Here is an 11,471-nt window from a genome sequence, read left to right as displayed (position 1 = left end):
GTTACAGGACCTGCTGCGCTGCTGGGACGGAACCTGCACCACCTGCGGCCGCCCCCTCACCACAAGCAGAACCAGAACCTAACGAAGCACTACTAGCCCAGGCCTAGCCCGTCACTTCCGCGAGGTAGGCGGCCGTCTTCTCCGGCTCGTAGAAGAAGTTCTCGTAGTCGGACGGGTCGTTGAAGCCGTTGGCGAAGCGGTCGGCGACCGGCTGGAGCTGGCCGGCCGCGCCGATCAGGTTGAGGATGTGCTCCGGCGGCGGGGCGAGCATGGCGTTGGTCCACTTGGTGACGTGCTGGGCGGTGTCCCAGTAGCGGTCGAAGGTGGCCTGCATCCAGGTCTCGTCGAACTCCTTCTCGGCGTTCTCCAGGATCGACGCGAGGTACGAAGCCGCGCACTTGGAGGCCGAGTTGGAGCCCTGCCCGGTAATGGGGTCGTTGGCGACGACGACGTCCGCGACGCCGAGGACCAGTCCGCCGCCCGGCAGCCGGCCGATGGGGTTGCGGACGGTGGGGGCGTAGCGGCCGGACAGCACGCCGCCCGCGTCGGTCAGTTCGACCCCCTTGGCCCGCTCGAACTCCCAGGGCGTGAACTTCTCCATGAGTTCCAGGGTCAGGGAGAGGTGCTCCGCCGGGTCCTTGACGCCGTTGAAGACGTCGAGCGGGCCGCCGGGTATGCCCTCCCAGAAGAGGATGTCGGCGCGGCCGGAGGTGGTGAGCGTCGGCATGACGAACAGCTCGCCCACGCCGGGGACCAGGTTGCAGCGGACCGCGTCGTGGTCCGGGTGCTCCGGGCGGGGGCCGAGGCCGTGGACGTACGAGACGGCGAGGGCGCGCTGCGGCTCGGAGTACGGCGAACGGGAGGCGTCCCGGCCGAACATGGACACCAGCTCGCCCTTGCCCGCCGAGACCAGGACCAGGTCGTACGTACGCGAGAAGTAGTCGAGGTCGGAGACCGCCGCGCCGTGGATGACCAGCTGGCCGCCGCGCTGGGCGAAGGTCTCCATCCAGCCGGCCATCTTCACCCGCTGGTCCACCGACTGCGCATACCCGTCGAGCCTGCCCACCCAGTCGATCACCCGCTGCGTCGGGCCCGGGTCGTGCGAGCCGGGGGCCGCGACCGAGACGCCGAGTCCTTCGATCTTCGGGGCCTGGGACTCCCAGAAGTTCAGCTGGAGATCGCGCTCGTGCTGCAGTGCCGTGTGGAACATGCACTGCGTCGACATGACCCGGCCGGAGCGGATCTCGTCCGCCGTCCGGTTCGACATCAGGGTGACCTCGTACCCGTGCGACTGGAGTCCGAGGGCGATCTGGAGACCGGACTGGCCGGCTCCGACGACGAGTATCTTCCGCATGCGGGGCTGTTCTCCTACTCGGGGACTGCTCGTGGACTGCTCGGGGACTGCTCCGGAGGGCTGCCGGGGGCTACTCGGGGGTGACGTCCAGGGCGTGGCCCACCAGGGACAGCAGGGTCTCGATCACCGAGATCCGGCGGCGCGCGTCCATGATCATTACAGGTATGTGCGCGGGGATCGTCAACGCCTCCCGCACGTCCTCCGGTTCGAACAGCTCGCTGCCGTCGAAGTGGTTGACGGCGACGACGTACGGCAGTCCGCAGCTCTCGAAGTAGTCGAGGGCCGGGAAGCAGTCCTTGAGGCGACGGGTGTCGGCCATGACGACCGCGCCGATCGCGCCGCGCACCAGGTCGTCCCACATGAACCAGAACCGCTGCTGGCCCGGCGTGCCGAACAGATAGAGCACCAGGTCGTCGTCGAGCGTGAGACGGCCGAAGTCCATGGCCACGGTGGTGGTCAGCTTGCCCGGTGTGGCGGTGAGGTCGTCGGTCTCCTCGCTCGCCTCGGTCATCAGCGCCTCGGTCTGCAGGGGGGTGATCTCCGAGACGGCGGTGACCAGGGTGGTCTTGCCGACGCCGAAACCGCCCGCCACGACTATCTTCGTCGCGATCGGGGCACGGGTGCGGTCCGTCTGCCAGGACTTCAGGTCCTCGTCGGTGTCCGTGAAGGCGGTGTCTCTAAAGACGACGGAGTCCACTCAGCACCCTTTCCAGCAGAGCGCGGTCCGGGCGGCCCGTGCCGTGACCGGTACCTGTTCCGTACACGCGGATCCTGCCCTGGTCCGCGAGATCGCTGAGCAGCACGCGGACCACGCCCAGCGGCATCTTCAGCAGTGCTGCGATCTCGGCCACCGTGCGCATACGGCGGCACAGCTCGACGATGGCCTGCATCTCGGGCATGACCCGGGTGCTGAGGGAACCTTTCGTCAGCTCTTTGCGCTCCTCGGGGGCCTCGAGCGCGGCCACGAACGTCTCCACCAGGAGGACGTGGCCGAAGCGGGTACGGCCGCCGGTGAGCGAGTACGGGCGTACGCGGGCCGGCCTGCGGTCGCCGCCGCGGACCGGGAGCTTCTTGGGCGAACTGCTCATCGGTGGCTCCCGGCGGACTCCGACTCCAGGGATTTTCGCAGCTCGCTGCGGAGTTCCGGCGTCAGGACGTGGCCGGCGCGGCCCACGAACAGGGCCATGTGGTACGCCACCACGCTCATGTCGCAGTCCGCGGAGCCATGCACGCCGAGGAGGCTGCCGTCGCTGATCGACATCACGAACAGGCTGCCCTCCTCCATCGCGACCATGGTGTGCTTCACGGGACCGGAGTCCATCAGCCTGGCCGCGCCAATGGTGAGGCTGCCGATGCCGGAGACGATGGTGGCGAGGTCGGCGGAGGAGCCCCGGGGGCCCGTGGGCCTGGCGCCTCGGGGGCGGCGGGCTTCGTCGTTGCGGCCGGGGTCGGAGGAGAGCAGGAGCAGGCCGTCCGAGGAGACCACCGCTACTGACTGGATGCCCGGCACCTCCTCGACCAGGTTCGTCAGCAGCCAGTGCAGGTTACGGGCTTCACTGCTCAGTCCGAAGGTACTGGGCGCGGTCAACTGCTTGCCTCCTCGACGGTGCCCCCCGTGGTTTCTTCGGATACGGCTGGTGCGGTGCCCGGCATCTGGTTCTGGGCGGTCTGTTCGGCGATCTCCGCCTCTACGGCGCGGTAGCCGGCCTGGGCGCCGGTGCGGAAGCCGCCGAGGCGTCGGCGGAGGGCGTCCGCGTCCACCGTGCGGGGGCGCTGCGCCGGGGGCGCGGCCGGGGTGGTGATCTTGGGGGTGCGCTTGGGGAGGCCCTTGTCGGTGAGCGGCTCGTCCTCGGCGCGTTCGTGTTCCGTCTCGGCTTCGCCATCGACGGATGTGGTCCCACCCGCACCACCGGTACCACTTTCGTCGTCGGGTGCGGGTGGCCCCTGTGGGGCGGACTCGCCGTCGGCGCCTGCCGGTCGGGCTTGGGGCGGGATCATCCCGGAAGCGAAGGGCGGGTGGGCCTCGGTCGCCTCGGGCGAGGGCCCGCCATGGCTCTCCGCCTCCTCGGCGGCCGACCGCCCATGGGCCTCCGTCCCCTCGGCTGCCGGCTGGCCATGGGCCTCGGGCGCCCGGTCCGGGAGCAGGAGTTCCATCGTGGTTTCGGCCGGCGCGGGTGACTCGTGCTGGAGCGCCTCCTCCGCCAGGGCGACCAGGGGGTCCTTCGGCTTCGGGCGGGCGGGGAGTTCGTTGGAGTTGGCCTCCGCGTCCGCGCCCGGGAGGGAGAAGGTGAGGGTGCCGCCGGTCGCCGGGGAGGTCGACGACGGGACCGCTGCGGAGGGGGCCGCCGCCAGCAGGGGGTTAGGGAGGACCACCACCGCCGCGACGCCGCCCTGCTTCTGCTCGCGCAGCTGGACGCGGACGCCGTGGCGGTGGGCGAGGCGGGCGACGACGTAGAGGCCGAGGCCGAGGCCCCCCTCGCCCTCCTCGTCGTAGGCGGACTCGGGGTCGAACTCGGCGAGGCGGGCGTTGAGGCGGGTCAGGCGGTCGCTCGTCATCCCGATGCCCTCGTCCTGGACGGAGAGCATGACCTCGCCGTTCTCCAGGAGCCAGCCGGAGACCTCGACGGGCAGGTCCGGCGGGGAGAACGAGGTGGCGTTCTCCATCAGTTCGGCCAGCAGGTGGGAGAGGTCGTCCGCGGCGAAGCCCGCCACGTGCGCGTGCGGCGGCAGCACGGCGATGCGGACACGCTCGTAGCGCTCGATCTCGCTGACGGCGGCGCGCACGACGTCGACGAGCGGGACGGGCCCCGCATGCTGCTGGACGTGCTCCGTGCCGGCGAGGACCAGGAGGTTCTCGCTGTGGCGGCGCATGACCGTCGCGAAGTGGTCGAGCTTGAAGAGGGTGGCCAGGCGCTCGGGGTCCTGTTCACGCTCCTCCAAACCCTCGATGACGGCGAGCTGGCGCTCGACCAGGCCCAGGGTGCGCAGCGAGAGGTTCACGAAGGTGCCGCCGATGCTCTCCCGCAGTCGCTCCAACCGGACTGCGGACTCGGCGAGTTCGGCGCGCAGTTCCTCACGGGCGTCCGCCATCTTCTGGCGCTGCCCGACCAGGTGCTTGCGGTCGGCCTCCAGGGTGACGACGCGCTCGCTGAGGGCGGCGGCGTGCGCGTGCAGGGCGTTGACGGAGCGGACGACCTGCGCGAACTCGTCGTTACGGCCGGTGAAGGTGATGGGTTCCTCAGCGGCGGGGTCGGCCGCCTCCGCAAGCCGGGCCGAGCCGCGGCGCAGCACGGACAGCGGCCGGGTGAGGGTGCGGGCCATGGCCGTGGCGATGCCGACGGCGAGCAGCATCAGGGCGCCGAGGACGGCGATCCGCAGCTCCAGCGCGCTGACGTCGTCGTCGCGCAACTGGGCCAGGTCCTTGGTGCGGCGGTCGTAGAGGGCGGACTCCGCGCCGCGCATCGCGTCGATACGGGCGGAGAGCGCGGCGTCGACCTTCGAGGCGCTGGTGCCGAGTTCGGATTCGGAGAGCGTCGGCTGGTCGGTGAGCCTGGCCAGGTACTTCTCGGCGGAGTTGACCTCGGGGCCGGTGACCGTGGAGTCGTACGACGTCCGGGCGGCCTTGGTCGCCGTGTCGTGGAAGTCGGCGAGTGCCGCGTCGGAGCGCAGCCGGGCCTGCTGGGCGGCTGCGGTCAGCGCATCGCGTTGTTCGGTGTCGGCGCTGGAGGAGGAGGTGACCGTGGTCGGCAGTCCGGTGGTGGGGCTGATGACCGTCTGGGTGGTGCTGGGCACGTTGAGCGCGGCGAGGAGCAGGCCGCGGGCGGCGGCGGCCTGCTGTACGGCCGTGTCCAGCTCGGCGAGGGCGTGGGCGCCCGAGCCGGCGCGGGGCGGCATCTGCTGCGCCAGCTGCTCGGCGAGCCGGTGCAGCTCGGTGATGGCGGCGGAGTAGGCGTCGTGCGTCTGCAGGGCGTCGTTCTTGCCGGTGAGCGCGGAGCGGCGCAGCGCGGCGATGCCGTCGAGGTCGCCGCGGAGGGCGGCGGGGGTGTCGGTGTCCTGCTGCAGCTCCTCGACCTGCCGGTCGACGCGGGTGCTGCGTTGCTCGGAGGGCGCCTTGGACTTGGGCCGTCCGGCGGCGATGTAGGACGTCACCTCGTCCCGCTCGTCGGCGAGGGAATGCGCCAGGGCGAGCGCGTTCTGGGTCTGTCCGGCGAGCGTCACCAGGTCCTGGGAGTCGCTGAGCTGCTCGGAGGCGGTGAGGACGGAAGGGACACCGGCCCCGGCTATCGCGGCGGCCACCACGGCCACGGCGACGACGAGCCGGTTGCGCACATGCGTGGGCCGGCCCTTGCCGGTGGTGGTGGCGGTGCTGCCGGACGTGTGCTCCACGCCCGCTGCGGGGTCCGTCTGCTTGCCTGTGCGACGAGGCCGCGTCTTCTGCACCGGTGCTCGCAATCCTGACTCGTGGTACTCATGGGCCCGGGTGTGACGCTCCGTCAACTGACGTCGACTCTACGTACGCCCAGTACGGTGCCGACCCTCCCAGTGCCGGTGGGCAGTGGACGAGCATCACCTGACCCGCCACCCGAAGGAGTGAACATCGGAGGGGAGTTGGCGAGCAAGTTCCTGGGAAGCGCTCAGAGGGCCTGTGCGGCAGGCCGGTTGGACGTCCGCGCCGGGCGGTGGCAGTATTCGCCGCCACGGCTTCCCGGAACAACGGATTCCACCCCAAACAGGGCGCCTGACCTGCGCGAGTGCGTCAATTCCGCGACCGATGCCAGGCTTTGGCGAACCTTGTGAAGACGTCGTGCAGACTGGCCGAATGCATACGGAACTTGTCTCGGAGCCGGGTGATCCCACCTATCCCAACGAGGACTTCGCCGCGGCCACGCTCCCGGCTTCCGGCCAGGGCGGGACCCTCGTCGTCCTGGACGGGGTGACGCCACCGCGCGGCGGGACGGGGTGTCTGCATTCGGTCCCCTGGTACACGTCCCGTCTCGGCGGCGCTCTGACCGAACTGACCGTTTCCCTCCCGGATGTTCCGCTGCAGGAGGCGCTGGCCCGGGCCATCAGCCGTACAGCCGAGGCCCATGCGACCACCTGTGACCTTTCTCACCCACGCACCCCACAGGCAACGGTGGTGGTGGCGCGGTGGGGTGTCGAGCGGGTCGAGTACCTGGTCCTGTCGGACTCGGCCCTGCTGGTGGAGTCGCCGGAGGGCACGGTCACCTCCCTCCTGGACGACCGCCTGTCCCGGCTGCCGCGCTCGTCCCTGGCCACGGACGCCATCGTGGACTCGACGGTCCGGAACAAGGAGGGCGGCTTCTACACGGCCGCCGCGGATCCGTCGGTTGCGGCGCGGGCGGTGACGGGCGTGCTGTCGCGGGGCGACGTCCGGGCCCTGGCCGCCCTGACGGACGGCGCCACCCGGTGGGTGGAGAAGTTCCGGGAGGGCGACTGGGCGGACTGCTTCCGTTTCGTGCAGAAGGAGGGGGCGCAGGCGCTGGTCGACCGGGTACGGCTGCGGGAGCGGGCCGACGCGGAGGAGCGGAGGTATCTGCGGCGCAGCAAGACGCACGACGATGCGACGGTCGTGTACGTCGTCCTGTGACCTACTTGGCCGCAGGCTGTCCGGGGGCGAGCCCGTGCGAGGTTGTCACCGCCTCCGGCCCGCAGCGATTCAGATCCGGCCCCGGGTCGGGCGCGGGCCTCGGCCTCACCGTTGCACCGGCCAGGCACGACTGCTCGGCGCCCGCCTGACCTTTCGCAACCGTCCCGACGGGGGCGCGGGGGCGACCCTGCGCCTGACCGGTGCCGGCGCCTGAAGGCAGCCGGGCGAGGCCTACTTCTCCATGCCCCGGTTCAACTCACCCAGCAGCCGCGCCAGTTCCGCCACCTCGCGGCGGTCCCAGTGGGCCAGCTGGCTGACGTAGCGCGCCCGCCGGGCGTCGCGGACCTTGCTCACCCGGCGGTGTCCCTCCTCGGTGAGGTGGACCAGCCAGGCGCGCCCGTCCGCGGGGTCGGGTTCGCGGGCGACCAGGCCCAGGTCCTCCAGGGCGCGCAGCTGGCGGGACATGGTGGCCTTGCCCACGCCGATGTAGGCGGCGAGCTCGGTGGCGCGCAGGCGGTCGTGCTCGTCCAGGCGTACGAGGAGGCCGTACGCGGCGGACTCCAGGTCGGGGTGGACCTCGCGGGCCATCTCGCCCTGGTTGGCCCGGGCACGCCGCAGCAGAACCGTCAGCTCGCGCTCCAGGGACAGGTACTCCTGGTCGGCGCCGCTCGGTGCCGTCCGGTCCGGGAGCCGGCTCTCGTCCCCGTTTCCGCCTTCGTGCACGTCAGCCCCTGCCTCGGTTTTCCCGATCCTGAAAGTTTCCGCCAGTCCCCGTCGTTGCCGCAGCTCCACAAGTATTTCGCAGGGCTAGACCAACGGCAGACTCCGGGCCCCCTTCCCACCCGCTCTGCCACGTGCCTAGCTTCCTTACCAGGAAACGGTCGGCATGCCCACGCCAATGCCTCTCGGCGCTGCAGCGCTTCCCCACCGAGCATCACCGAGCCCTCGGAGGCACGCTATGCCCGTGCACAGACCCGGATCGCTCCACCCCCGGCGCCTCTTTCTCGCCGCGCTCCTGCTCACCGCCCTCCCCCTGGCCCTCGCCGCCCCGGCCGACGCGGCTGACACAGCCAGGCCCGCGCGCGGCTCCGCCCGCATGGGCATGGGCGTCCTCGCCCACGACGGGCGAAGCGGCAGCCCCGCCCCCACCGCCGTCACCCAGACGGAGGGCGTCGACGTCTCCGCCCACCAGGGCAACGTCGCCTGGTCGACGCTTTGGGGCAGCGGGGTCAAATGGGCCTATACGAAGGCGACCGAAGGGACGTACTACACGAACTCGTACTTCGCCCAGCAGTACAACGGCTCGTACAACGTCGGCATGATCCGCGGCGCCTACCACTTCGCCACCCCCGACACCACCAGCGGCGCCACCCAGGCGAACTACTTCGTCGACCACGGCGGCGGCTGGTCAAAGGACGGCAAGACCCTCCCCGGCACCCTCGACATCGAGTGGAACCCGTACGGCGACGAGTGCTACGGCAAGTCGGCGAGCGCGATGGTCAGTTGGATCGCCGACTTCCTGAACACGTACAAGGCGCGCACGGGACGCGACGCCGTGATCTACACGGCGACGAGCTGGTGGAGCGACTGCACCGGGAACTACGCGGGCTTCGCCTCGGCCAACCCGCTGTGGATCGCGCGGTACGCGTCGGACGTGGGGACACTGCCGGCGGGCTGGGCCTACTACACGATGTGGCAGTACACCTCGTCCGGCCCGACCGTCGGCGACCACGACAAGTTCAACGGTGCGCTGGATCGGGTGCAGGCACTGGCCAACGGCTGATCCCGTACATACGGGCGAAGGCCCGGGCCTCCCTCACGGGACCCGGGCCTTCCCTTATCCGGTGGCGTCCGTCACGCCGCCACCGGAACCTCCGGCTTCGCGTCGCTCGTGGCGGGCGCGAGGGCCAGCTCCAGGACCTGGCGGACGTCGGTCACGGCGTGGACGTCGAGCTTGTCCAGCACTTCCGCCGGGACGTCGTCCAGGTCGGCTTCGTTGCGCTTCGGGATGATCACGGTGGTGACCCCGGCCCGGTGCGCGGCGAGCAGCTTCTGCTTCACGCCGCCGATGGGCAGGACACGGCCGGTCAGCGAGACCTCGCCGGTCATCGCCACGTCCGTGCGGACCAGGCGCCCGGACAGGAGGGACGCCAGGGCCGTCGTCATGGTGACGCCGGCGCTCGGGCCGTCCTTCGGGACCGCACCCGCCGGGAAGTGGATGTGCACTCCACGGTCCTTCAGGTCCGCGACCGGCAGCTCCAGTTCGGCTCCGTGGCTGCGCAGGAAGCTCAGCGCGATCTGCGCCGACTCCTTCATGACGTCGCCGAGCTGGCCGGTGAGGGTCAGGCCCGCCGCGCCCGTCTCCGGGTCGGCCAGGGACGCCTCGACGAAGAGGACGTCACCGCCCGCTCCCGTGACCGCGAGACCGGTCGCCACGCCCGGGACCGCCGTGCGGCGCTCCGCCGGGTCCTGGGCGGACTCGGGCACGTGGTGCGGCCGTCCGATCAGGCCGCGCAGATCGGCGTCCGTGATGGTGAACGGCAGCTCCCGGTCGCCCAGTTCGTGCTGCGCCGCGACCTTGCGGAGCAGCCGGGCGATCGAGCGCTCCAGGGTGCGGACGCCCGCCTCGCGGGTGTACTCGCCGGCCAGCTTGCGCAGCGCGCCCTCGTCGATGGTGACCTCGTCCGACTGCAGTCCCGCGCGCTCCAGCTGACGCGGCAGCAGGTGGTCCCGCGCGATGACGACCTTCTCGTCCTCGGTGTAGCCGTCCAGGCGGACCAGCTCCATACGGTCGAGCAGGGCCTCCGGGATGGCCTCCAGGACGTTCGCCGTGGCGAGGAACACCACGTCGCTGAGGTCGAGTTCGACCTCCAGGTAGTGGTCGCGGAAGGTGTGGTTCTGCGCCGGGTCCAGTACCTCCAGGAGGGCGGCGGCGGGGTCGCCGCGGAAGTCCGAGCCCACCTTGTCGATCTCGTCGAGGAGGACGACCGGGTTCATCGAACCGGCCTCCTTGATGGCGCGGACGACACGGCCGGGCAGGGCACCGACGTACGTACGGCGGTGGCCGCGGATCTCCGCCTCGTCGCGGACGCCGCCGAGGGCGACCCGGACGAACTTGCGGCCCATGGCGTGCGCGACGGACTCGCCGAGCGAGGTCTTGCCGACGCCGGGCGGGCCGACGAGGGCCAGCACGGCACCGCCGCGCCGGCCGCCCACGACGCCCAGGCCGCGCTCGCTGCGGCGCTTGCGCACCGCCAGGTACTCGGTGATCCGCTCCTTCACGTCCTCCAGGCCCGCGTGCTCGGCGTCCAGGATCGCCTTGGCGCCCTGGATGTCGTACGCGTCCTCGGTCCGCTCGTTCCAGGGGAGTTCGAGGACGGTGTCCAGCCAGGTGCGGATCCAGGAGCCCTCCGGGGACTGGTCGCTGGACCGCTCCAGCTTGTCGACCTCCTTGAGCGCCGCCTCGCGGACCTTCTCCGGCAGGTCGGCGGCCTCCACACGGGCGCGGTAGTCGTCGGACTCCTCGCCGTCCTTCTCGCCGTTGAGCTCGCGCAGTTCCTTGCGTACGGCTTCGAGCTGACGGCGGAGCAGGAACTCCCGCTGCTGCTTGTCGACGCCCTCCTGGACGTCCTTGGCGATGGTCTCGGCGACGTCCTGCTCGGCGAGGTGGTCGCGAAGGTGCTGGGTGGCGAGCTTGAGGCGGGCGACCGGGTCGGAGGTCTCCAGGAGCTCGACCTTCTGATCGGTCGTCAGGAAGGGCGAGTAGCCGGAGTTGTCGGCCAGGGCGGAGACGTCGTCGATGGCCTGCACCCGGTCGACCACCTGCCAGGCGCCGCGCTTGCGCAGCCAGGCGGTGGCCAGGGCCTTGTACTCCTTGACCAGTTCGGTGACGTGACCGGGCAGCGGCTCGGGCACGCTCTCGTCGATCCTCGTCCCCTCGACCCACAGCGCCGCACCCGGGCCGGTGGTGCCGGCGCCGATCTTCACGCGGCCGCGGCCGCGGATCAGGGCGCCCGGGTCACCGTCGGCGAGCCGGCCGACCTGCTCGACGGTGCCGAGCACACCGGTGCCGGGGTATGTGCCGTCGATGCGTGGCACCAGCAGGACCCTGGGCTTTCCCGGCTCGGAGCGGGCGGCGGCCTGGGCGGCCTCCACCGCGGCGCGTACGTCGGTGTCGTTCAGGTCCAGCGGCACCACCATGCCGGGCAGCACGACCTCGTCGTCGAGCGGCAGCACGGGCAGGGTGAGCGGTGTGGACGTCGATGCCATGATCTACCCTCCGGCAGTCAAGTTGAGTTATGCCGACTCAATGCATGGCGCTCCGCCAATGTTCCCGGGACCCCGTTCGCTGTCAGCGATCACGGCGGTGGCGGTGGGTCTGCTGGGGGCTTGCAGCCCTCAGACCCCCGCTTTCGGCCCTTGAGGGGCCTTGTCCTCAAACGCCGGACGGGCTGAAAAGACACAACGCCGGGTGAGGCGGAAAGAATCCGCGATCGAGCGGCCGTCAGG

The 11,471-nt window shown here is 71.1% G+C and carries 9 protein-coding genes; 2 read left to right on the top strand and 7 right to left on the bottom strand.

The features are described from left to right. Positions 1-103 precede the first annotated feature (103 nt). The 5 genes from ACIBW9_RS22565 to ACIBW9_RS22545 form a co-directional block, all read right to left on the bottom strand. Positions 104-1,354: a styrene monooxygenase/indole monooxygenase family protein gene (locus ACIBW9_RS22565; RefSeq protein ID WP_398957616.1), complete on the bottom strand. Its 1,251-nt coding sequence runs from the start codon at positions 1,352-1,354 to the stop codon at positions 104-106. A 70-nt stretch (positions 1,355-1,424) separates the two neighbouring features. Next, the gene (locus ACIBW9_RS22560; RefSeq protein WP_389082660.1) at positions 1,425-2,051 is read right to left on the bottom strand and encodes an ATP/GTP-binding protein; all 627 of its coding nucleotides are present in this window, start codon (positions 2,049-2,051) and stop codon (positions 1,425-1,427) included. Further along, complete coding sequence (locus tag ACIBW9_RS22555) at positions 2,032-2,442, bottom strand: DUF742 domain-containing protein (protein WP_398957614.1); 411 nt, start codon at positions 2,440-2,442, stop codon at positions 2,032-2,034. The genes ACIBW9_RS22560 and ACIBW9_RS22555 overlap by 20 nt, the downstream gene beginning before the upstream one ends. Further along, positions 2,439-2,942 (bottom strand): roadblock/LC7 domain-containing protein, encoded by a 504-nt coding sequence (locus tag ACIBW9_RS22550; RefSeq protein WP_398957612.1) that lies wholly within the window; start codon positions 2,940-2,942, stop codon positions 2,439-2,441. Before ACIBW9_RS22550 ends, ACIBW9_RS22555 begins: the two co-directional genes overlap by 4 nt. Further along, positions 2,939-5,794, bottom strand: coding sequence for a nitrate- and nitrite sensing domain-containing protein (locus tag ACIBW9_RS22545; protein WP_398957610.1), 2,856 nt, complete (start codon positions 5,792-5,794; stop codon positions 2,939-2,941). The genes ACIBW9_RS22550 and ACIBW9_RS22545 overlap by 4 nt, the downstream gene beginning before the upstream one ends. Positions 5,795-6,173: 379 nt before the next feature. Here ACIBW9_RS22545 and ACIBW9_RS22540 point away from each other — a divergent pair, with 379 nt between their 5' ends. Then, positions 6,174-6,962: a protein phosphatase 2C domain-containing protein gene (locus ACIBW9_RS22540; protein WP_398957608.1), complete on the top strand. Its 789-nt coding sequence runs from the start codon at positions 6,174-6,176 to the stop codon at positions 6,960-6,962. Positions 6,963-7,193: 231 nt separating this feature from the next. Here the strand turns inward: ACIBW9_RS22540 and ACIBW9_RS22535 are convergent, their stop codons facing one another. Continuing rightward, positions 7,194-7,685, bottom strand: a complete 492-nt coding sequence (locus tag ACIBW9_RS22535; protein WP_398957606.1) for a MarR family winged helix-turn-helix transcriptional regulator — start codon at positions 7,683-7,685, stop codon at positions 7,194-7,196. 235 nt (positions 7,686-7,920) lie between these two features. Between ACIBW9_RS22535 and ACIBW9_RS22530 the strand changes: the two genes are divergently transcribed. Next, positions 7,921-8,745, top strand: coding sequence for a lysozyme (locus tag ACIBW9_RS22530; RefSeq protein ID WP_398957604.1), 825 nt, complete (start codon positions 7,921-7,923; stop codon positions 8,743-8,745). 71 nt (positions 8,746-8,816) lie between these two features. On the opposite strand, the gene lon is transcribed toward ACIBW9_RS22530, so the two are convergent. After that, on the bottom strand, positions 8,817-11,231 hold the full coding sequence (lon, locus tag ACIBW9_RS22525) for an endopeptidase La (protein ID WP_398957602.1): 2,415 nt from the start codon (positions 11,229-11,231) through the stop codon (positions 8,817-8,819). Positions 11,232-11,471 lie beyond the last annotated feature (240 nt).

It is taken from the genome of Streptomyces sp. NPDC049541, assembly GCF_044465725.1.
In the GTDB taxonomy this organism is placed as follows: Bacteria; Actinomycetota; Actinomycetes; order Streptomycetales; family Streptomycetaceae; genus Streptomyces.
The sequence above is the reverse complement of the archived record's forward strand: the minus strand, read 5'-3'. Positions and strand labels throughout refer to the sequence as shown.

Coding starts and splice junctions, on each gene's coding strand:
- ACIBW9_RS22565 (WP_398957616.1), bottom strand. CDS start 1,354: ATGCGGAAGATACTCGTCGTCGGAGCCGGCCAGTCCGGTCTCCAGATC.
- ACIBW9_RS22555 (WP_398957614.1), bottom strand. CDS start 2,442: ATGAGCAGTTCGCCCAAGAAGCTCCCGGTCCGCGGCGGCGACCGCAGG.
- ACIBW9_RS22540 (WP_398957608.1), top strand. CDS start 6,174: ATGCATACGGAACTTGTCTCGGAGCCGGGTGATCCCACCTATCCCAAC.
- ACIBW9_RS22530 (WP_398957604.1), top strand. CDS start 7,921: ATGCCCGTGCACAGACCCGGATCGCTCCACCCCCGGCGCCTCTTTCTC.
- lon (WP_398957602.1), bottom strand. CDS start 11,231: ATGGCATCGACGTCCACACCGCTCACCCTGCCCGTGCTGCCGCTCGAC.